The organism is Cronobacter turicensis, from assembly GCF_041222865.1.
Lineage (GTDB): Bacteria > Pseudomonadota > Gammaproteobacteria > Enterobacterales > Enterobacteriaceae > Cronobacter > Cronobacter turicensis.
In genome coordinates this window covers 363,926-383,773 of sequence record NZ_CP165997.1, presented here as the reverse complement: position 1 = coordinate 383,773, position 19,848 = coordinate 363,926, and the positions used below count along the sequence as shown (strand labels likewise).

The following is a 19,848-nucleotide window of genomic DNA, read 5'->3' as shown; positions in this document are numbered from 1 at the left end:
CTTCTCAGTAAAACCTTAACCTGTGATCCGGTTACTCGTCAGCAATGCTTGCCGGTGGCCAGTTTTCCAGGCGCATGCCCAGAGAAAGACCACGGGAGGCCAGCACGTCTTTAATCTCAGTAAGAGATTTTTTACCAAGGTTAGGCGTTTTCAGCAACTCAACCTCGGTACGCTGTACCAGATCACCGATATAGTGGATAGCTTCTGCCTTAAGGCAGTTAGCAGAGCGGACAGTCAATTCCAGATCGTCAACAGGGCGCAGCAGGATCGGATCGAATTCTGGTTTCTCTTCTTTAACTTCCGGCTGACGAACATCACGTAAGTCAACGAAAGCTTCAAGTTGTTCTGCCAGGATGGTCGCCGCACGACGAATCGCCTCTTCAGGATCGATTGTGCCATTGGTTTCCATTTCGATGACCAGCTTGTCCAGGTCGGTACGCTGTTCTACACGCGCTGCTTCAACATTGTAGGCAATACGTTCTACAGGGCTGTAGCAAGCGTCGACCAGCAGACGGCCGATTGGGCGCTCATCTTCTTCCGAATGAATTCGGGCAGACGCCGGCACATAACCACGACCGCGCTGAACTTTGATACGCATGCTGATAGATGCGTTTTCATCGGTCAGGTGGCAGATCACGTGCTGCGGCTTGACGATTTCGACATCACCGTCGTGGGTGATGTCGGCTGCGGTTACAGGGCCAATGCCAGATTTATTCAGAGTAAGTACAACTTCATCTTTACCCTGAACTCTTACCGCCAGCCCTTTCAGGTTGAGCAGGATTTCCAGGATATCTTCCTGAACGCCTTCTTTGGTGCTGTACTCGTGCAGTACACCATCAATCTCAACCTCGGTCACCGCGCAACCCGGCATCGAAGAAAGCAGAATACGGCGCAGTGCGTTACCCAGAGTATGGCCAAAGCCACGCTCTAAAGGCTCAAGGGTCACCTTGGCGTGCGTCGAACTCACTTGCTCGATATCTACCAGGCGCGGTTTTAGAAACTCTGTCACAGAACCCTGCATTGTGTCCTCTCTTTGGTACTAAGCTTTACTTGGAGTAAAGCTCGACGATCAGGTGTTCGTTAATGTCCGCAGACAGATCGGTGCGCTCAGGCTTACGCTTGAAGGTACCTTCCATCTTGCCAGCATCAACTTCCAGCCAGGTTGGCTTTTCACGCTGCTCAGCCAGCTCCAGAGCGGCTTTCACGCGAGACTGCTTTTTCGCTTTCTCACGAACGCTGACTACGTCGTTCGGACTAACCTGGTAAGAAGCGATGTTAACAACACGACCGTTTACCATAATGGCTTTATGGCTAACCAGCTGACGTGCTTCTGCACGAGTGGCGCCGAAGCCCATACGGTATACAACGTTGTCCAGACGACCTTCCAGCAGAGCCAACAGGTTTTCACCGGTGTTGCCTTTCAGACGCGCGGCTTCTTTATAGTAGTTACGGAACTGACGCTCCAGCACACCGTAGATACGGCGAACTTTTTGCTTTTCACGCAACTGCACACCATAGTCAGACAGACGCGGTTTACGCGCACCGTGCTGGCCAGGAGCTTGTTCAATTTTACACTTGGTATCGATCGCGCGAACGCCAGACTTAAGGAACAGGTCTGTGCCCTCGCGACGGCTCAGCTTGAGCTTAGGACCCAAATATCTTGCCATTTTCTTTCTCCAACATTCCTAAAAACGGGCGTTATACGCGACGTTTTTTCGGCGGACGACAACCGTTGTGAGGGATCGGAGTCACATCAGTAATATTAGTGATGCGGAAACCAGCGGCGTTCAGAGCACGAATAGTAGATTCGCGGCCCGGACCCGGTCCCTTAACCATAACTTCCAGGTTCTTGATACCGTATTCTTTCACGGCTTCTGCGCAACGCTCTGCTGCAACCTGAGCTGCAAACGGAGTGGATTTGCGAGAACCACGGAAACCGGAACCACCGGCAGTTGCCCAACCCAAAGCGTTACCTTGACGATCAGTAATAGTAACGATGGTGTTGTTGAAAGAAGCATGGATATGAGCCACGCCGTCAGAGACTTGTTTTCTTACACGTTTACGTGCACGAACTGGTGCCTTTGCCATTATTCAATCACCCCGATTATTTCTTGATCGGTTTGCGCGGACCCTTACGGGTACGTGCGTTGGTCTTGGTACGCTGACCGCGAACCGGGAGACCACGACGATGACGCAAACCGCGATAGCAACCAAGATCCATCAGGCGCTTGATGCTCATACTCACTTCACGGCGCAGATCACCTTCAACGACAAATTTGGCAACTTCGTCACGCAGCGTGTCGATTTGTTCTTCAGACAGCTCACTGATCTTAACATCTTCAGCGAAACCCACTGCAGCCAGGATAGCTTTAGAACGGGTTTTGCCGATACCGTAGATCGAGGTTAATGCGATTACGGCATGCTTATGATCAGGAATGTTAATGCCTGCTATACGGGCCACTATGCACTCCTACTATATTGATTATGCGCCCCATGCTGAAAAGCCCGTTTTCAGGATACTCAAATGGAAACGCACAGACATACAAAAGATTGGCTGGCTAATCTAGCCAGCTCAACCCAACTTTGCAAGAAAAATATGCGAGATAATCAGCCTTGACGCTGCTTATGCTTCGGCTCGGCACTGCAAATCACACGGATGACACCATCACGCTTAACGATTTTGCAGTTACGGCATAATTTCTTGACGGAAGCACGAACTTTCATTTTTACTCTCCGTAACTTCACAAGCGACCATTAACGGCCATAGCCTTTGAGGTTCGCTTTCTTCAATGCAGACTCATACTGACTAGACATCATCAGAGTTTGCACTTGAGCCATAAAGTCCATGATCACAACAACAACGATAAGTAACGACGTTCCACCGAAATAGAACGGGACTTTCATTGCGTCACGCATGAACTCCGGGATCAGGCAAATGAAAGTAATATACAGCGCGCCAACAAGAGTCAGGCGTGTCATTACTTTATCGATATACTTCGCCGTTTGTTCTCCCGGACGAATTCCTGGTACAAATGCACCGGACTTCTTCAGGTTATCTGCTGTCTCACGCGGGTTGAAAACCAACGCCGTGTAGAAGAAACAGAAGAAGATGATTGCAGACGCATAGAGTAACACATAAAGCGGTTGCCCAGGCTGCAAATACAGCGAAATTGTTGTCAGCCAGTTCCAACCAGTACCGCCCCCGAACCATGACGCGATGGTCGCTGGGAACAGAATAATACTGGAAGCGAAAATCGCCGGAATAACCCCAGCCATGTTCACTTTCAGCGGTAAATGTGTGCTCTGTGCAGCATAGACACGACGACCTTGCTGACGTTTTGCATAGTTCACGACGATACGGCGCTGACCACGCTCAACAAAGACAACAAAGAAAGTCACTGCAAATACTAATACTGCAACCAACAGCAACAGGAGGAAGTGCAGGTCGCCCTGCCGCGCTTGCTCGATGGTATGGCCAATGGCCGGCGGAAGCCCCGCAACGATACCAGCGAAGATTATGATTGAGATACCGTTGCCGATACCACGTTCAGTAATCTGTTCGCCCAGCCACATCAGGAACATTGTCCCGGTAACCAGACTCACAACAGCGGTGAAATAGAATGCAAAGCCCGGATTAATTACCAGGCCTTGCATACCAGGCATATTCGGCAGACCGGTAGCAATACCGATCGACTGAAATATTGCCAGCACCAGAGTACCGTAGCGGGTGTACTGGCTGATCTTACGACGACCAGACTCCCCTTCTTTCTTCATTTCTGCGAGCGTCGGATGAACGACGGTCAACAGCTGGATAATAATAGAGGCCGAAATGTACGGCATAATACCCAGGGCAAAGATAGAAGCACGGCTAAGAGCACCACCAGAGAACATGTTGAACATTTCAATGATGGTGCCACGCTGTTGCTCAAGCAGTTTGGCAAGTACAGCGGCATCAATACCAGGGATCGGAATAAAAGAGCCAATTCGGAACACAATCAGCGCACCGATAACAAACAGCAGTCTGCGTTTCAGTTCGCCAAGGCCACCTTTGGCACTTTGAAAATCTAATCCCGGTTGTTTAGCCATCTGCTACTTATTCCTCGATTTTACCGCCAGCAGCTTCGATAGCAGCACGAGCGCCTTTAGTCACACGCAGGCCACGAACAGTTACCGGACGAGTAACTTCACCAGCCAGAATCACTTTCGCGAATTCGATCTGGATGCCGATAATGTTTGCCGCTTTCAGCGTGTTCAGGTCTACTACGTCGCCTTCTACTTTAGCCAGATCAGACAGACGAACTTCTGCAGTGATCATTGCTTTACGAGAAGTAAAACCGAATTTCGGCAGACGACGGTACAGAGGCATCTGACCACCCTCGAAACCGCGACGTACGCCACCGCCAGAACGAGATTTCTGACCTTTGTGACCACGACCACCGGTTTTACCGAGGCCAGAACCGATACCACGACCCAGGCGTTTACCCGCCTTTTTGGAGCCTTCGGCCGGAGACAGAGTATTTAAACGCATCTCTTACTCCTCAACTTTAACCATGAAGGAAACCGCGTTGACCATACCGCGAACAGCAGGAGTATCCTCGCGCTCAACGGTGTGACCAATACGACGCAGACCCAGGCCAAGCAGCGTTGCCTTGTGTTTCGGCAGACGACCGATTGCACTGCGGGTTTGAGTGATTTTAATAGTCTTTGCCATGGTCAATTACCCCAGAATTTCTTCAACGGATTTACCACGCTTGGCAGCGACCATTTCCGGGGATTTCATATTGGCCAGGCCATCAATAGTTGCACGAACCACGTTGATCGGGTTGGTGGAACCATAGGCTTTAGCCAGTACGTTATGAACCCCAGCGACTTCCAGAACGGCGCGCATTGCACCACCGGCGATGATACCGGTACCTTCGGAAGCCGGCTGCATGAATACACGAGAACCCGTGTGAGCACCTTTAACCGGGTGCTGCAGGGTGCCGTGGTTCAGCGCGACGTTAATCATATTGCGACGAGCTTTTTCCATCGCTTTCTGGATCGCTGCCGGAACTTCGCGTGCTTTACCGTAACCAAAACCAACGCGGCCGTTGCCATCACCAACTACAGTCAGAGCGGTGAAGCTAAAAATACGACCACCTTTTACGGTTTTAGATACGCGGTTTACCGCGATCAGCTTTTCCTGCAGTTCGCCAGCTTGTTTTTCGATGTGAGCCATCTTACACCTCTACCTTAGAACTGAAGGCCAGCTTCACGGGCAGCATCTGCCAGTGCCTGGACACGACCATGATATTGGAAACCAGAGCGGTCAAAGGAAACATCTTTGATGCCTTTTTCCAGCGCGCGCTCAGCAACAGCTTTACCAACTGCAGCAGCGGCGTCTTTGTTTCCAGTGTACTTCAGTTGCTCAGCGATAGCTTTTTCTACAGTAGAAGCAGCTACCAGAACTTCAGAACCGTTCGGGGCGATTACCTGTGCGTAAATATGACGCGGGGTACGATGTACCACCAGGCGGGTCGCACCAAGCTCTTTGAGCTTGCGACGTGCGCGGGTCGCACGACGGATACGAGCAGATTTCTTATCCATAGTGTTACCTTACTTCTTCTTAGCCTCTTTGGTACGCACGACTTCGTCGGCGTAACGAACACCCTTGCCTTTATAAGGCTCAGGACGACGGTAGGCGCGCAGGTCAGCCGCAACCTGGCCGATCAGCTGTTTATCCGCGCCTTTCAGCACGATTTCAGTCTGAGACGGACATTCTGCAGTGATACCCGCAGGCAGCTGATGATCAACAGGGTGAGAGAAACCCAGAGACAGGTTTACTACGTTCCCTTTGATCGCTGCACGATAACCTACACCAACCAGCTGCAGCTTCTTAGTGAAGCCTTCGGTAACACCGATAACCATTGAATTCAGCAGGGCACGCGCGGTACCAGCCTGAGCCCAACCGTCTGCGTAACCATCACGCGGACCGAAGGTCAGAGCATTATCTGCATGTTTAACTTCAACAGCATCGTTGAGAGTACGAGTCAGCTCGCCGTTTTTACCTTTGATCGTGATAACCTGACCGTTGAGTTTTACATCAACGCCGGCAGGAATAACGACCGGTGCTTTAGCAACACGAGACATTGTTTCCTCCGATTAGGCTACGTAGCAGATAATTTCGCCACCAAGACCAGCCTGGCGCGCTGCACGATCAGTCATAACACCTTTAGAGGTAGAAATAACCGCGATACCCAGGCCGGCCATTACTTTCGGCAGCTCATCTTTTTTCTTATAGATGCGCAGACCTGGGCGGCTGACACGCTGAATGCTTTCTACAACAGCTTTACCCTGGAAGTATTTAAGAGTTACTTCCAGTTCCGGCTTGGTGTCGCCTTCAACTTTAAAATCTTCAATAAAACCTTCTTCCTTCAGCACGTTGGCAATTGCCACTTTCAGCTTGGAGGAAGGCATGGTGACCGCAGCTTTGTTCGCGGCCTGACCGTTACGGATACGGGTCAGCATATCCGCGATCGGATCTTGCATGCTCATCTGTCTTTACTCCCGTGATTCAATTGGTGACAATTACCAGCTAGCCTTTTTCAGACCCGGGATTTCACCGCGCATAGCGGCTTCACGGACCTTGATACGGCTCAACCCGAACTTCCGCAGGAAAGCGTGCGGACGACCAGTTTGACGGCAGCGGTTACGCTGACGAGACGGGCTGGAATCACGCGGCAGAGTCTGCAGCTTCAGAACAGCGTTCCAACGATCTTCGTCGGAAGCGTTCACATCAGAAATGATCGCTTTCAGTTCAGCGCGTTTAGCGAAGTATTTTTCAGCTAAAGCTACGCGCTTTACTTCGCGTGCTTTCATTGATTGCTTAGCCATGAAGTAACCCTACCTTACTTGCGGAACGGGAAGTCAAAGGCAGCCAGAAGAGCACGGCCTTCTTCATCAGATTTCGCAGTAGTGGTAATGGTAATATCCAAACCACGAACGCGATCGACTTTGTCATAGTCGATTTCCGGGAAGATGATCTGCTCACGGACACCCATGCTGTAATTGCCACGACCGTCGAAAGACTTAGCGGACAGGCCGCGGAAGTCACGAATACGCGGTACAGCAATAGTGATCAGGCGCTCAAAGAACTCCCACATGCGTTCGCCACGCAGAGTTACTTTACAGCCGATCGGATAGCCCTGACGGATTTTGAAGCCTGCAACAGATTTGCGTGCTTTGGTGATCAGCGGTTTTTGACCGGAGATTGCTGCCAGGTCAGCTGCTGCGTTATCCAGCAGTTTCTTGTCAGCGATCGCTTCACCAACACCCATATTCAGGGTGATCTTCTCGACCCGAGGGACTTGCATGACAGAATTGTAGTTAAACTCAGTCATGAGTTTGTTAACTACTTCGTCTTTGTAGTAATCATGCAGTTTCGCCATCGTACTACTCCAAATTACTTGATAGTTTCGCTGTTAGACTTGAAGAAACGGACTTTTTTGCCGTCTTCGAATCTAAAGCCTACACGGTCAGCCTTGCCGGTTGCCGCATTGAAGATTGCAACGTTAGAAACCTGAATAGCAGCTTCTTTTTCAACGATGCCACCCGGTTGGTTCAGGGCCGGAACCGGCTTCTGATGTTTCTTAACCAGGTTGATACCTTCAACAATGATCTTGCCGGAAGACAGGACATTTTTTACTTTACCGCGTTTACCTTTATCTTTACCGGTTAACACGATAACTTCGTCATCACGACGGATTTTCGCTGCCATGATTCGCTCCTTAGAGTACTTCTGGTGCCAGAGAGATGATTTTCATAAACTTCTCAGAACGAAGTTCACGAGTTACCGGCCCAAAAATACGCGTACCGATAGGCTGCTCGCTGTTGTTGTTCAGAAGAACACAAGCATTGCCATCGAAGCGAACGACAGAACCGTCAGGGCGACGAACACCCTTCTTGGTGCGCACCACTACCGCCTTCAGCACATCACCTTTCTTAACTTTACCGCGCGGAATCGCTTCCTTGATGGTAATTTTGATGATGTCGCCGACGCCTGCGTAGCGACGGTGCGAGCCACCCAGAACCTTGATACACATTACGCGACGCGCGCCGGAGTTGTCGGCGACGTTCAGCATAGTCTGTTCTTGGATCATTTCAGTGCTCCGCTAATGTCAACTACTACTTCGGGACCTAACTTTCAGGTCGTTAAAAATCCCCATAATCGAGGGCGCGGCATTATAACACCGCTCACAGGATATGGGTAGAAAAAATAAACGGCTCATCGCTGAGCCGTTTATTCTGTTAGAGAGCGCTACTCTATTACAGAACCGCTTTCTCTACAACGCGAACCAGCGTCCAGGATTTGGTCTTGGACAGCGGACGGCATTCGCGGATTTCAACCACGTCACCGATACCGCATTCGTTGTTCTCGTCATGTACGTGCAGTTTGGTCGTACGCTTAATGAATTTACCGTAGATCGGGTGTTTCACAAAACGCTCGATGGCAACAACAATGGATTTCTCCATTTTGTCGCTAACAACGCGACCTTGCAGAGTACGGATTTTATCGGTCATTACGCACCCGCCTTCTCAGTCAGTAAAGTCTTAACGCGTGCGACATCACGACGCACTTGCTTCAACAGGTGAGTCTGTTGCAGCTGGCCACTTGCAGCCTGCATACGCAGGTTGAACTGCTCGCGCAGCAGGTTAAGCAGCTCGGTGTTCAGCTCTTCAACACTCTTCTCACGCAGCTCTTTTGCTTTCATTACATCACCGTCTTAGTTACAAAGGTGGTTTTAATCGGCAGTTTCGCTGCTGCCAGCTTGAATGCTTCACGGGCCAGCTCTTCCGGCACACCGTCCATTTCGTACAGGACTTTACCCGGCTGAATCAAGGCAACCCAATACTCTACGTTACCTTTACCTTTACCCATACGCACTTCCAGCGGCTTTTCGGTGATCGGTTTGTCCGGGAATACACGGATCCAGATCTTACCCTGACGCTTAACTGCACGGGTCATTGCACGACGTGCTGCTTCGATCTGACGGGCAGTCAGACGACCACGGCCAACAGCTTTAAGACCGTAAGTGCCGAAGCTAACATCCGTACCCTGCGCCAGACCACGGTTGCGGCCTTTGTGCACTTTACGGAATTTTGTACGCTTTGGTTGTAACATCAGCGACGCTCCTTATTTACGGCCTTTACGCTGCTGCTTTTTCGGTTGAGCAGCCGGTTTTTCCGGTTGTTCAACAGCAGCCATACCACCAAGGATCTCACCTTTGAAGATCCACACTTTAACGCCGATTACACCGTAAGTGGTGTGCGCTTCGGAGGTGTTGTAGTCAATGTCAGCGCGCAGAGTGTGCAGCGGAACGCGACCCTCACGATACCATTCGGTACGTGCGATCTCAGCGCCGCCCAGACGGCCGCTAACTTCAACTTTGATACCTTTAGCGCCCAGACGCATGGCGTTCTGTACAGCACGCTTCATAGCACGACGGAACATAACACGACGTTCCAGCTGAGAAGTGATGCTGTCAGCAACCAGTTTTGCGTCCAGTTCAGGTTTACGAACTTCGGCGATATTGATCTGTGCAGGCACGCCAGCGATGTCCGCTACGCCCTTACGCAGTTTTTCAACGTCTTCACCTTTTTTACCGATAACGATACCCGGACGAGCAGTGTGAATAGTCACACGGATGCTTTTAGCCGGACGCTCGATAACGATACGAGATACAGACGCTTTAGCCAGTTCCTTGTTCAGGTACTGACGAACTTTAAAGTCGCTGTCCAGGTTGTCAGCGAATTCTTTGGTGTTCGCGAACCAGGTAGAGTTCCATGGTTTGACAATACCCAGGCGAATACCATTAGGATGTACTTTCTGACCCATTGCTAGTCTCCAGAGTCTCAGCGATCGGACACAACCACAGTGATGTGGCTGGTGCGCTTCAGAATGCGATCTGCACGACCTTTCGCACGCGGCATAATGCGTTTCATGCTCGGGCCTTCGTCTACGAAAATTTTCGTGACTTTCAGATCGTCAATGTCAGCGCCATCGTTGTGTTCAGCGTTAGCAATGGCAGATTCCAGGACTTTCTTAACCAATACAGCCGCTTTCTTATTGGTGTAGGTCAGAATATCCAGAGCCTGCGACACTTTCTTACCGCGAATCAGGTCAGCCACAAGGCGAACCTTCTGAGCAGAAGAACGAGCATGGCGATGTTTAGCGATAGTTTCCATCTCTTCCTCCTACTTATTTCTTCTTGGCTTTTTTATCAGCCGCGTGACCGCGATAAGTACGGGTCGGTGCGAATTCACCCAGTTTGTGACCGACCATTTCATCGGAAACAAAGACTGGAACGTGCTGACGACCATTATGGACAGCGATGGTCAAACCGATCATGTTTGGAAAGATCGTTGAACGACGGGACCAAGTGCGCAGGGGCTTCTTGTCACCGCTTTCCACCGCTTTCTCTACCTTCTTCAGCAAGTGCAGGTCAATAAAAGGACCTTTCTTGAGAGAACGTGGCATGGCTTATCCTCTAAAATTATTTGCTACGGCGACGTACGATGAATTTATCAGTACGCTTGTTGCTGCGGGTCTTCTTACCTTTGGTCTGAACGCCCCACGGAGTTACCGGGTGCTTACCAAAGTTACGACCTTCACCACCACCATGTGGGTGATCTACCGGGTTCATCGCCGTACCGCGAACGGTAGGACGAACACCACGCCAGCGTGCAGCACCTGCTTTACCCAGAACGCGCAGCATATGCTCAGCGTTACCAACTTCGCCCAGAGTCGCGCGGCAGTCAGCTTCCACTTTACGCATTTCGCCAGAACGCAGACGCAGGGTGACATAAGCACCGTCACGAGCAACGATCTGAACATAGGTACCAGCAGAACGTGCCAGCTGACCGCCTTTACCTGGTTTCATTTCTACGTTGTGAACAGTAGAACCAACCGGGATGTTGCGCATCGGCAGGGTGTTACCTGGTTTGATTGCAGCATCAACGCCAGACTGAATCTGGTCGCCAGCTTTCAGGCCTTTCGGGGCCAGGATGTAACGGCGCTCGCCATCTTTGTACAGAACCAGTGCGATGTTCGCAGAGCGGTTCGGATCGTACTCAAGACGTTCAACAACTGCCGGGATACCGTCTTTGTTGCGTTTGAAGTCAACAATACGGTAGGCCTGTTTGTGACCACCACCGATGTGACGAGTGGTGATACGGCCATTGTTGTTACGACCACCGGATTTGCTGTTTTTTTCCAGCAACGGAGCAAAAGGTTTGCCCTTGTGCAGCTCAGGGTTAACCACTTTAACAACGTGGCGACGACCCGGAGATGTCGGTTTACATTTAACAACTGCCATTGTATTACTCCTCCGACTTACTCAGCGCCGCCGATGAAGTCCAGATTCTGGCCTTCTTTCAGGGTGACGTAAGCTTTTTTCCAGTCGCTACGACGACCGATACGCTGTCCGTGACGTTTAACTTTCCCTTTAACTACCAGGGTGTTAACGACTTCGACTTCGACTTCAAACAGTTTCTGCACAGCAGCTTTGATTTCTGCTTTAGTCGCGTCTTTAGCAACTTTGAGAACGATGGTGTTGGTTTTTTCCATCGCAGTAGACGCTTTTTCAGAAACGTGCGGTGCGCGCAGCACCTTCAGCAGACGTTCTTCACGAATCATGCCAGCATCTCCTCAACTTGCTTAACAGCATCAGCAGTCATTACGACTTTGTCGAAGGCGATCAGGCTAACCGGGTCGATACCTGTAGCATCACGTACGTCAACCTTGTGCAGGTTACGTGCGGCCAGGAACAGGTTCTCGTCCAGCTCACCGGTGATGATCAGCACATCTTCCAGAGCCATGTCTTTCAGTTTCTGTGCCAGCAGCTTGGTTTTCGGCGCTTCTACAGAGAACTTCTCGACAACGATCAGACGATCCTGACGTACCAGTTCGGACAGGATGCTTTTCAGCGCGCCGCGGTACATCTTTTTGTTAACTTTTTGACTGTGGTCCTGCGGACGCGCAGCGAAGGTCACGCCACCAGAGCGCCAAATCGGGCTCTTGATGGAACCAGAACGCGCACGACCGGTACCTTTCTGGCGCCACGGTTTTTTACCGGAGCCAGTTACTTCAGCACGGGTCTTCTGAGCACGAGTACCCTGACGAGCACCAGCTGCGTAAGCAACTACAACCTGGTGTACCAGCGCTTCGTTGAAATCACGACCGAAGGTAGTTTCGGAAACAGTCAGCGCGCTCTGCGCGTCTTTCAGTACTAATTCCATTGCTATCTCCTCACGCCTTCACAGCTGGTTTAACGATCAGGTCGCTACCGGTTGCACCCGGGACAGCACCTTTAACCAGCAGCAGGTTGCGCTCAGCGTCAACACGTACTACGTCCAGGCTCTGAACAGTTACACGTTCGTTACCCAGCTGACCTGCCATTTTCTTGCCTTTGAACACTTTGCCCGGAGTCTGGTTCTGACCGATAGAACCCGGAACGCGGTGAGACAAGGAGTTACCGTGGGTAGCGTCCTGGGTACGGAAGTTCCAGCGCTTAACGGTACCGGCGAAACCTTTACCTTTAGAGGTGCCAGTTACGTCGACTTTTTTAACTTCAGCAAACAGCTCAACGCTAATGCTCTGACCTACAGTGAATTCTTCGCCATCAGCGAGACGGAATTCCCACAGACCACGGCCAGCTTCTACGCCAGCTTTAGCGAAGTGACCCGCTTCCGGCTTAGTTACGCGGTTAGCTTTTTTAGCACCGGTGGTAACCTGCACAGCGCGGTAGCCGTCGTTAGCCAGGTCTTTAACCTGAGTAACGCGGTTTGCTTCAACTTCGATTACGGTTACTGGGATAGAAACGCCTTCTTCAGTGAAGATGCGGGTCATACCCACTTTTTTACCGACTAAACCAATCATTGTTTCAACCTCTCAATCGCTCAATGACCTGATTAACCCAGGCTGATCTGCACGTCTACACCGGCAGCCAGATCCAGACGCATCAGAGCATCAACGGTTTTCTCGGTTGGCTCAACGATGTCAACCAGACGCTTGTGAGTGCGGATTTCGTACTGATCGCGCGCGTCTTTGTTAACGTGCGGAGAGATCAGAACGGTAAAGCGCTCTTTGCGGGTCGGCAGCGGGATCGGACCACGGACTTGCGCACCAGTGCGCTTAGCAGTCTCGACGATTTCCGCGGTTGATTGATCGATCAGACGATGATCAAACGCTTTCAGGCGGATACGGATTCTTTGGTTCTGCATGAGACCAGAGCTCCAATTATTTTATAGACGAAAATGATTACTCCTCGAACCCATTACGATTGATGGGAGAGTGTAATCGTTCTTACGTAGCTCCCCGATTGGGAGCATTGTTTGATAGCCAAACAGCAACTATCAGGGTTCATATCGAACCTGCCGTCATTAATGACAAGCCCGCGCATTATACGTAAATCTGACGGCGACGCAAGCACTGATTAGAAATTAAACATCCTTTCGCGCTGCCTCGCATTCCTTTGTAAAGGCTTTGTACACATGGCTGCTTTACTGGAATGAAGTTCGCATTGGTGAAAGAAGGCTGTTTTTGATGTTTCTGTAAAAGCGTATTTTGCCAGTCCGTCAGGAGCGCTTCAGGAATGAAAAATGATAGTGATATGGATATCTGGTTATATATTGCTCAATGCCATGCTTATAGCAAAGGATCTACGTGATGGACTGCTACCTGACAGCCTCACCTGTCCCCTGCTCTGGCTGGGCCTTTCTTATCATCTTATCTTCCAGCCGCAATATCTGGCGGATGCTGTCATTGGCGCGTTGGTCGGTTACCTTTCATTATGGTTGCTGTACTGGACCTACCGTTGGTTGCGCGAGTATGAAGGGCTGGGCTATGGGGATGTAAAATTTTTGGGTGCGCTGGGCGCCTGGCATGGATGGCAAATGCTTGGTCTGCTGCTCGTTATCGCATCTGTATTGGGACTCATTGCCGTATTTGTGCTTTATCAGCTAAAAGGGCGGCCTCTTTTATGTAAAACCCCGCTACCTTTTGGGCCGTTTATGGCGGTAGCAGGGTTAATATGCAGTGGCGCTACATTCCAGATACTAAATCTGTGAACGTTAGCTCTGCTCTTTAATCTGGGACTGAATGTAATTCTGCAGACCAATTTTACCGATAAGATCCAGCTCGGTTTCCAGCCAGTCGATATGGTGCTCTTCATCTTCCAGGATTTTGATCATGATATCCCGGCTGACGTAGTCATGAATAGAGTCGGCATAGGCGATCGCTTCACGCAGGTCTTTTGCCCCTTCCATCTCAAGCGTGAGATCGGAGCGCAGCATTTCTTCTACGTCTTCGCCTATATGTAACTTGCCCAGGTCCTGCAGGTTGGGGATACCCTCAAGAAAGAGAATGCGCTCGATATAGATATCAGCGTGCTTCATCTCATCAATGGACTCATGATACTCAACATCGTTGAGGCGCATCAGGCCCCAGTTTTTGAACATTCTCGCATGGAGAAAGTACTGATTGATTGCGACTAGCTCGTTTCCCAATAATTTATTGAGATAATTTATTATCTTGATATCACCTTTCATTTTGCTTCCCTCCGCTTCCACTACATGAAGCGTAGATGGGCTGGCGAGGAAGTCAAAATCTCAGGTTACGCAATTTCCTGATATTCCGGGATCTGCATCAGTTCGTCTTGCATAATTTCACGCGCAGCGCGGACACACTTACCACACTGGTTACCGATCGGCATAAATTTACGCAACTGCTGGAAGGACTGAGGATGGTGCTGACGTACCGCCTGCCGTATTTTTTTATCGCTGATACCATTACACAAACAAACGTACATGATAACTCCCGTTCAGTTTATGCGCAGATTTTAAATGAGAATGGTTATGATTACAACGAGACTTGAATGGACTTTTATCTGGCAAGAAGCATTTAATGAACAGAAAAATAGTATCCAGCCTATTTTCCTTTATAAAACAAAAAGGGCGCCGAAGCGCCCTTTTCAATTCTTGAGCAATTAGCCCAGAACTTTAGCAACCACGCCCGCGCCAACGGTACGGCCGCCTTCGCGGATTGCGAAACGCAGACCGTCGTCCATCGCGATCGGGTGGATCAGGGTGACAACCATTTTAATGTTGTCGCCCGGCATTACCATCTCAACGCCTTCCGGCAGTTCGATGGTACCGGTCACGTCAGTGGTACGGAAGTAGAACTGCGGACGGTAGCCTTTGAAGAACGGAGTGTGACGGCCGCCTTCGTCTTTGGACAGAATGTACACTTCAGATTCGAACTTGGTGTGCGGCTTGATGGAGCCCGGCTTAGCCAGCACCTGACCACGTTCGATTTCTTCACGTTTGATACCACGCAGCAGAACACCTACGTTCTCGCCAGCACGGCCTTCGTCCAGCAGTTTGCGGAACATTTCAACGCCGGTACAGGTGGATTTCGCGGTGTCTTTGATACCCACGATTTCAACTTCTTCACCCACTTTGATGATACCGCGCTCTACACGACCGGTAACAACGGTACCACGACCGGAGATGGAGAATACGTCTTCGATCGGCAGCAGGAACGGCTTGTCAATCGCACGCTCCGGTTCCGGGATGTAGGAATCCAGGAAGCCTGCCAGTTCGATGATTTTCGCTTCCCACTCTGCTTCGCCTTCCAGCGCTTTCAGAGCAGAACCACGAACGATCGGCGTGTCGTCGCCCGGGAAGTCGTACTGAGACAGCAGCTCGCGCACTTCCATCTCAACCAGTTCCAGCAGCTCTTCGTCATCAACCATGTCGCATTTGTTCAGGAACACGATGATGTACGGAACGCCTACCTGACGACCCAGCAGGATGTGCTCACGGGTCTGCGGCATCGGGCCGTCAGTCGCAGCAACAACCAGGATAGCGCCGTCCATCTGAGCAGCACCGGTGATCATGTTTTTCACATAGTCGGCGTGGCCCGGGCAGTCAACGTGCGCGTAGTGGCGAGTCGGGGTGTCATATTCAACGTGAGAGGTGTTGATGGTGATACCACGAGCTTTTTCTTCCGGCGCGTTATCGATCTGGTCGAATGCACGAGCAGAACCACCATAGGTTTTCGCCAGAACGGTAGTGATGGCAGCAGTCAGGGTAGTTTTACCATGGTCAACGTGGCCGATAGTACCGACGTTGACGTGCGGTTTTGTACGTTCAAATTTTTCTTTAGACACGGCTATATTCCTTACTATAGTGCCCCCTCGCCGAGGGGGCACGGGACTTTGGTTTTAACCCTGCGGCTTATTTGCCACGGGCTTCGATAACGGCCTGAGCAACGTTGTTCGGCGCATCATCATACTTCAGGAATTCCATAGTGTATGATGCACGACCTTTGGTCAGAGAACGCAGCTGAGTTGCATATCCGAACATTTCAGACAGCGGAACTTCAGCGTGGATCTTAACGCCAGTTACTTCGGATTCCTGACCACGCAGCATACCGCGACGACGGCTCAAGTCACCGATAACGTCACCAGTGTTCTCTTCCGGAGTTTCTACTTCAACCTTCATGATCGGCTCAAGCAGAACTGGTTTTGCTTTCTTAAAGCCTTCTTTAAAGGCGATAGAAGCAGCCAGTTTAAACGCCAGTTCAGAGGAGTCAACGTCGTGGTAAGAACCGAAGTGCAGACGAACACCCATGTCAACAACCGGGTAACCAGCCAGCGGACCAGACTTCAGCTGCTCCTGGATGCCTTTATCAACGGCAGGGATGTATTCGCCAGGAATCACACCACCTTTGATGTCGTTGATGAACTCGTAGCCTTTCGGGTTTGAGCCCGGCTCCAGCGGGTACATGTCGATAACAACATGACCGTACTGACCGCGACCACCAGACTGCTTGGCGTGTTTACCTTCAACATCGGTAACTTTCGCGCGAATGGCTTCGCGGTAAGCAACCTGAGGTTTACCAACGTTAGCTTCAACGTTGAATTCACGTTTCATACGGTCAACGATGATGTCGAGGTGCAGCTCACCCATACCAGCGATGATGGTCTGGTTAGATTCTTCGTCAGTCCATACGCGGAAAGACGGGTCTTCTTTAGCCAGACGGCCCAGAGCCAGACCCATTTTTTCCTGGTCAGCTTTGGTTTTCGGTTCAACCGCGATAGAGATTACCGGCTCAGGGAACTCCATGCGCTCCAGAATGATCGGGTGATCCGGGTTACACAGAGTGTCACCGGTGGTCACGTCTTTCAGACCGATAGCAGCCGCGATGTCGCCTGCGCGAACTTCTTTGATCTCTTCACGTTTGTTAGCGTGCATCTGTACGATACGACCGAAACGCTCACGTGCGGATTTCACGGAGTTCAGGATGGTGTCGCCAGAGTTAACCACGCCAGAGTACACGCGGAAGAACGTCAGGTTACCAACGAACGGGTCGGTAGCGATTTTGAACGCCAGTGCAGAGAACGGCTCTTCATCGCTAGCGTGACGCTCAGCCGGAGTATCTTTACCGTCGTCCAGGATACCGTTGATCGCAGGTACGTCAACCGGGGATGGCAGGTAATCAATTACCGCATCCAGCATCGCCTGTACGCCTTTGTTTTTGAACGCAGAGCCGCAGGTTACCAGGATGATTTCGTTGTTCAGAACGCGCTGACGCAGAGCCTTTTTGATCTCTTCTTCAGTCAGTTCTTCACCGCCCAGGTATTTCTCCATCAGCTCTTCAGAAGCTTCAGCAGCGGACTCGATCAGGTTCTGGTGCCATTCGTCAGCGAGGTCCTGCATGTCAGCCGGGATATCTTCGTATTCGAAGGTTACGCCCTGGTCTGCATCGTTCCAGTTGATGGCTTTCATTTTCACCAGGTCAACAACACCGGTGAAACCTTCTTCAGCACCAATCGCCAGCTGCAGCGGAACCGGGTTCGCGCCCAGACGGGATTTGATCTGACCAACAACTTTCAGGAAGTTCGCGCCCATGCGGTCCATTTTGTTAACGAACGCAATACGCGGAACTTTGTATTTGTTAGCCTGACGCCATACGGTTTCAGACTGCGGCTGAACACCACCAACTGCGCAGTAAACCATTACCGCACCGTCAAGGACACGCATGGAACGTTCTACTTCGATGGTGAAGTCAACGTGGCCCGGGGTGTCGATGATGTTGATACGGTGCGGTTCATACTGCTTAGCCATACCAGACCAGAATGCGGTAGTCGCAGCAGAGGTAATGGTAATACCACGCTCCTGCTCCTGCTCCATCCAGTCCATAGTTGCGGCGCCGTCATGAACTTCACCGATTTTGTGGTTTACACCGGTGTAGAACAGAATACGTTCGGTAGTAGTGGTTTTACCGGCGTCGATGTGCGCACTGATACCGATGTTACGGTAGCGTGCAATAGGTGTTGTACGAGCCATTTGATTCCTCTATTGCCTTAGGCGTTCAGGATAAGTTACCCAGAGCGGGCGGCTTACCTGAAGCGCCCGTCTGGTGACTAACATGCCGCAGGGATTACCAGCGGTAGTGTGCGAACGCCTTGTTGGCTTCTGCCATACGGTGAACGTCTTCACGTTTCTTAACTGCAGTACCTTTGTTGTCTGCAGCATCAGAAAGTTCGTTCGCCAGGCGGAGAGCCATGGATTTATCACCGCGTTTACGAGCAGCTTCAACGATCCAACGCATTGCCAGAGCATTGCGGCGAACCGGACGGACTTCAACTGGAACCTGATAAGTAGAACCACCAACGCGGCGAGACTTAACTTCTACAGTCGGGCGCACGTTTTCGAGAGCGACTTCGAAAGCTTCCAGTTCGGATTTACCAGAGCGCTGAGCCAGGGTCTCCAGCGCGCTGTATACGATAGATTCTGCAGTAGATTTTTTACCGTCTACCATCAGGATATTGACAAATTTAGCCAGCAGTTCTGATCCGAACTTCGGATCCGGCAGAATTTTACGCTGACCAATGACGCGACGACGTGGCATGGAAATACTCCGTTGTTAATTCAGGATTGTCCAAAACTCTACGAGTTTAGTTTGACATTAAAGTTAAAACGTTTGGCCTTACTTAACGGAGAACCATTAAGCCTTAGGACGCTTCACGCCATACTTGGAGCGAGCCTGCTTACGGTCTTTAACGCCGGAGCAGTCAAGCGCGCCACGCACGGTGTGGTAACGAACACCCGGAAGGTCTTTAACACGACCGCCACGGATCAGGATCACGGAGTGCTCCTGCAGGTTGTGACCTTCACCACCAATGTAGGAAGTCACTTCAAAACCGTTAGTCAGACGAACACGGCATACTTTACGCAGTGCGGAGTTCGGTTTTTTCGGAGTGGTGGTATATACACGGGTACATACACCACGTTTTTGCGGGCAAGCTTCCAGCGCCGGCACGTTGCTTTTAGCAACTTTGCGAGCGCGAGGTTTGCGAACCAGCTGGTTAACTGTTGCCATTAAATAGCTCCTGGTTTTATAGCTTTTGCTTCGTAAACACGTAATAAATCGCCCTCATATAATATGAGGACGCGGAATTTTAGGGCTGTGTTTAAAGGGTGTCAAGAAATATACAGCGTTCGCACGTTACCAGGCCATCTGGCTTGCGTGTTTTACGGTAAGTTTGACGAACTCATTATAGCTAATCGTGTCGATATTGCTCGAAATTTGAGCGGAAAGCCCTCGAGCCTCCACATCGCAGTGTAAGGCGGCAACCCGGGCGGGCGACGCCAGCAGCGCAGCGAGATAGCGGCTGTCGTTAAGCGCAGCGACCACGCCGTCCTGCATCAGAAGAAGATCGTCGCCCGGACATACAAGGCGCAGCAACGCGTTAATATCAGACTGCCAGGGCGAGCGAGAAAGCGTGTACAGCATGGCGCTCC

At 50.9% G+C, this 19,848-nt stretch carries 35 protein-coding genes; 1 reads left to right on the top strand and 34 read right to left on the bottom strand.

Annotation, left to right across the window (positions count from 1 at the left end; genetic code table 11):
• Window positions 1–31: 31 nt before the first annotated feature.
• From rpoA to rpsJ, 27 genes are all read right to left on the bottom strand, one after another.
• Entirely contained in the window at window positions 32–1,021 is a 990-nt protein-coding gene (gene rpoA, locus AB8W27_RS01865) for a DNA-directed RNA polymerase subunit alpha (protein WP_004388623.1), read from the bottom strand.
• A gap of 25 nt (window positions 1,022–1,046) precedes the next feature.
• Window positions 1,047–1,667, bottom strand: a complete 621-nt coding sequence (rpsD, locus tag AB8W27_RS01860) for a 30S ribosomal protein S4 (protein WP_004388622.1) — start codon at window positions 1,665–1,667, stop codon at window positions 1,047–1,049.
• A 31-nt stretch (window positions 1,668–1,698) separates the two neighbouring features.
• On the bottom strand, window positions 1,699–2,088 hold the full coding sequence (rpsK, locus tag AB8W27_RS01855; RefSeq protein ID WP_004388621.1) for a 30S ribosomal protein S11: 390 nt from the start codon (window positions 2,086–2,088) through the stop codon (window positions 1,699–1,701).
• A gap of 16 nt (window positions 2,089–2,104) precedes the next feature.
• Window positions 2,105–2,461, bottom strand: coding sequence for a 30S ribosomal protein S13 (gene rpsM, locus AB8W27_RS01850; RefSeq protein ID WP_004388620.1), 357 nt, complete (start codon window positions 2,459–2,461; stop codon window positions 2,105–2,107).
• 146 nt (window positions 2,462–2,607) lie between these two features.
• Window positions 2,608–2,724: a 50S ribosomal protein L36 gene (rpmJ, locus tag AB8W27_RS01845; RefSeq protein ID WP_000868187.1), complete on the bottom strand. Its 117-nt coding sequence runs from the start codon at window positions 2,722–2,724 to the stop codon at window positions 2,608–2,610.
• 30 nt (window positions 2,725–2,754) lie between these two features.
• The gene (secY, locus tag AB8W27_RS01840; protein ID WP_004388619.1) at window positions 2,755–4,086 is read right to left on the bottom strand and encodes a preprotein translocase subunit SecY; all 1,332 of its coding nucleotides are present in this window, start codon (window positions 4,084–4,086) and stop codon (window positions 2,755–2,757) included.
• Window positions 4,087–4,093: 7 nt separating this feature from the next.
• Complete coding sequence (gene rplO / locus AB8W27_RS01835) at window positions 4,094–4,528, bottom strand: 50S ribosomal protein L15 (RefSeq protein ID WP_004388618.1); 435 nt, start codon at window positions 4,526–4,528, stop codon at window positions 4,094–4,096.
• Window positions 4,529–4,531: 3 nt separating this feature from the next.
• Window positions 4,532–4,711: a 50S ribosomal protein L30 gene (rpmD, locus tag AB8W27_RS01830; protein WP_001140434.1), complete on the bottom strand. Its 180-nt coding sequence runs from the start codon at window positions 4,709–4,711 to the stop codon at window positions 4,532–4,534.
• Window positions 4,712–4,717: 6 nt separating this feature from the next.
• Window positions 4,718–5,218, bottom strand: a complete 501-nt coding sequence (gene rpsE, locus AB8W27_RS01825) for a 30S ribosomal protein S5 (protein WP_004388617.1) — start codon at window positions 5,216–5,218, stop codon at window positions 4,718–4,720.
• Window positions 5,219–5,232: 14 nt separating this feature from the next.
• Window positions 5,233–5,586 (bottom strand): 50S ribosomal protein L18, encoded by a 354-nt coding sequence (gene rplR / locus AB8W27_RS01820; protein ID WP_000358956.1) that lies wholly within the window; start codon window positions 5,584–5,586, stop codon window positions 5,233–5,235.
• 9 nt (window positions 5,587–5,595) lie between these two features.
• Window positions 5,596–6,129: a 50S ribosomal protein L6 gene (gene rplF / locus AB8W27_RS01815; protein WP_004388616.1), complete on the bottom strand. Its 534-nt coding sequence runs from the start codon at window positions 6,127–6,129 to the stop codon at window positions 5,596–5,598.
• A gap of 12 nt (window positions 6,130–6,141) precedes the next feature.
• Window positions 6,142–6,534 (bottom strand): 30S ribosomal protein S8, encoded by a 393-nt coding sequence (gene rpsH, locus AB8W27_RS01810; RefSeq protein WP_007702493.1) that lies wholly within the window; start codon window positions 6,532–6,534, stop codon window positions 6,142–6,144.
• Window positions 6,535–6,567: 33 nt separating this feature from the next.
• Window positions 6,568–6,873, bottom strand: coding sequence for a 30S ribosomal protein S14 (rpsN, locus tag AB8W27_RS01805; RefSeq protein ID WP_004388614.1), 306 nt, complete (start codon window positions 6,871–6,873; stop codon window positions 6,568–6,570).
• Window positions 6,874–6,887: 14 nt separating this feature from the next.
• On the bottom strand, window positions 6,888–7,427 hold the full coding sequence (gene rplE / locus AB8W27_RS01800; protein ID WP_007702494.1) for a 50S ribosomal protein L5: 540 nt from the start codon (window positions 7,425–7,427) through the stop codon (window positions 6,888–6,890).
• A 14-nt stretch (window positions 7,428–7,441) separates the two neighbouring features.
• Window positions 7,442–7,756, bottom strand: a complete 315-nt coding sequence (gene rplX / locus AB8W27_RS01795; RefSeq protein ID WP_007369816.1) for a 50S ribosomal protein L24 — start codon at window positions 7,754–7,756, stop codon at window positions 7,442–7,444.
• A 10-nt stretch (window positions 7,757–7,766) separates the two neighbouring features.
• Window positions 7,767–8,138 (bottom strand): 50S ribosomal protein L14, encoded by a 372-nt coding sequence (rplN, locus tag AB8W27_RS01790; protein WP_004388611.1) that lies wholly within the window; start codon window positions 8,136–8,138, stop codon window positions 7,767–7,769.
• Window positions 8,139–8,304: 166 nt separating this feature from the next.
• Window positions 8,305–8,559, bottom strand: coding sequence for a 30S ribosomal protein S17 (gene rpsQ / locus AB8W27_RS01785; RefSeq protein ID WP_000130100.1), 255 nt, complete (start codon window positions 8,557–8,559; stop codon window positions 8,305–8,307).
• Window positions 8,559–8,750: a 50S ribosomal protein L29 gene (gene rpmC, locus AB8W27_RS01780; RefSeq protein ID WP_004388609.1), complete on the bottom strand. Its 192-nt coding sequence runs from the start codon at window positions 8,748–8,750 to the stop codon at window positions 8,559–8,561. The genes rpsQ and rpmC overlap by 1 nt, the downstream gene beginning before the upstream one ends.
• A complete protein-coding gene (rplP, locus tag AB8W27_RS01775; protein ID WP_004388608.1) occupies window positions 8,750–9,160 on the bottom strand; it encodes a 50S ribosomal protein L16 in 411 nt (136 codons plus the stop codon). Before rplP ends, rpmC begins: the two co-directional genes overlap by 1 nt.
• Before the next feature lie 12 nt (window positions 9,161–9,172).
• Window positions 9,173–9,874, bottom strand: coding sequence for a 30S ribosomal protein S3 (rpsC, locus tag AB8W27_RS01770; protein ID WP_004388607.1), 702 nt, complete (start codon window positions 9,872–9,874; stop codon window positions 9,173–9,175).
• Window positions 9,875–9,891: 17 nt separating this feature from the next.
• Window positions 9,892–10,224, bottom strand: a complete 333-nt coding sequence (gene rplV, locus AB8W27_RS01765) for a 50S ribosomal protein L22 (protein ID WP_000447529.1) — start codon at window positions 10,222–10,224, stop codon at window positions 9,892–9,894.
• A gap of 13 nt (window positions 10,225–10,237) precedes the next feature.
• A complete protein-coding gene (rpsS, locus tag AB8W27_RS01760) occupies window positions 10,238–10,516 on the bottom strand; it encodes a 30S ribosomal protein S19 (protein WP_001138115.1) in 279 nt (92 codons plus the stop codon).
• 16 nt (window positions 10,517–10,532) lie between these two features.
• Entirely contained in the window at window positions 10,533–11,354 is an 822-nt protein-coding gene (rplB, locus tag AB8W27_RS01755) for a 50S ribosomal protein L2 (protein WP_000301864.1), read from the bottom strand.
• A 17-nt stretch (window positions 11,355–11,371) separates the two neighbouring features.
• Window positions 11,372–11,674 carry a 50S ribosomal protein L23 gene (gene rplW / locus AB8W27_RS01750; protein ID WP_004388606.1) on the bottom strand — a complete coding sequence of 101 codons (303 nt, stop codon included), beginning with the start codon at window positions 11,672–11,674 and terminating at the stop codon, window positions 11,372–11,374.
• Window positions 11,671–12,276 carry a 50S ribosomal protein L4 gene (gene rplD / locus AB8W27_RS01745; protein WP_000424395.1) on the bottom strand — a complete coding sequence of 202 codons (606 nt, stop codon included), beginning with the start codon at window positions 12,274–12,276 and terminating at the stop codon, window positions 11,671–11,673. The genes rplW and rplD overlap by 4 nt, the downstream gene beginning before the upstream one ends.
• 10 nt (window positions 12,277–12,286) lie before the next feature.
• A complete protein-coding gene (gene rplC, locus AB8W27_RS01740) occupies window positions 12,287–12,916 on the bottom strand; it encodes a 50S ribosomal protein L3 (protein WP_007702502.1) in 630 nt (209 codons plus the stop codon).
• Window positions 12,917–12,948: 32 nt separating this feature from the next.
• Complete coding sequence (gene rpsJ, locus AB8W27_RS01735) at window positions 12,949–13,260, bottom strand: 30S ribosomal protein S10 (RefSeq protein WP_001181005.1); 312 nt, start codon at window positions 13,258–13,260, stop codon at window positions 12,949–12,951.
• A gap of 378 nt (window positions 13,261–13,638) precedes the next feature.
• Here rpsJ and AB8W27_RS01730 point away from each other — a divergent pair, with 378 nt between their 5' ends.
• A complete protein-coding gene (locus AB8W27_RS01730) occupies window positions 13,639–14,106 on the top strand; it encodes an A24 family peptidase (RefSeq protein ID WP_015742707.1) in 468 nt (155 codons plus the stop codon).
• 3 nt (window positions 14,107–14,109) lie between these two features.
• On the opposite strand, the gene bfr is transcribed toward AB8W27_RS01730, so the two are convergent.
• The 7 genes from bfr to tusB form a co-directional block, all read right to left on the bottom strand.
• Entirely contained in the window at window positions 14,110–14,586 is a 477-nt protein-coding gene (bfr, locus tag AB8W27_RS01725) for a bacterioferritin (RefSeq protein ID WP_007702509.1), read from the bottom strand.
• Between the two features lie 65 nt (window positions 14,587–14,651).
• The gene (gene bfd / locus AB8W27_RS01720) at window positions 14,652–14,846 is read right to left on the bottom strand and encodes a bacterioferritin-associated ferredoxin (RefSeq protein ID WP_007702510.1); all 195 of its coding nucleotides are present in this window, start codon (window positions 14,844–14,846) and stop codon (window positions 14,652–14,654) included.
• A gap of 177 nt (window positions 14,847–15,023) precedes the next feature.
• Window positions 15,024–16,208, bottom strand: a complete 1,185-nt coding sequence (gene tuf / locus AB8W27_RS01715; RefSeq protein ID WP_015742710.1) for an elongation factor Tu — start codon at window positions 16,206–16,208, stop codon at window positions 15,024–15,026.
• 67 nt (window positions 16,209–16,275) lie between these two features.
• Window positions 16,276–18,390, bottom strand: coding sequence for an elongation factor G (fusA, locus tag AB8W27_RS01710; RefSeq protein ID WP_015742711.1), 2,115 nt, complete (start codon window positions 18,388–18,390; stop codon window positions 16,276–16,278).
• Between the two features lie 94 nt (window positions 18,391–18,484).
• Complete coding sequence (gene rpsG / locus AB8W27_RS01705; RefSeq protein WP_001138042.1) at window positions 18,485–18,955, bottom strand: 30S ribosomal protein S7; 471 nt, start codon at window positions 18,953–18,955, stop codon at window positions 18,485–18,487.
• Window positions 18,956–19,051: 96 nt separating this feature from the next.
• Window positions 19,052–19,426 (bottom strand): 30S ribosomal protein S12, encoded by a 375-nt coding sequence (gene rpsL, locus AB8W27_RS01700; RefSeq protein ID WP_000246815.1) that lies wholly within the window; start codon window positions 19,424–19,426, stop codon window positions 19,052–19,054.
• A 126-nt stretch (window positions 19,427–19,552) separates the two neighbouring features.
• Window positions 19,553–19,840, bottom strand: coding sequence for a sulfurtransferase complex subunit TusB (tusB, locus tag AB8W27_RS01695; RefSeq protein WP_015742712.1), 288 nt, complete (start codon window positions 19,838–19,840; stop codon window positions 19,553–19,555).
• Window positions 19,841–19,848: the final 8 nt, after the last annotated feature.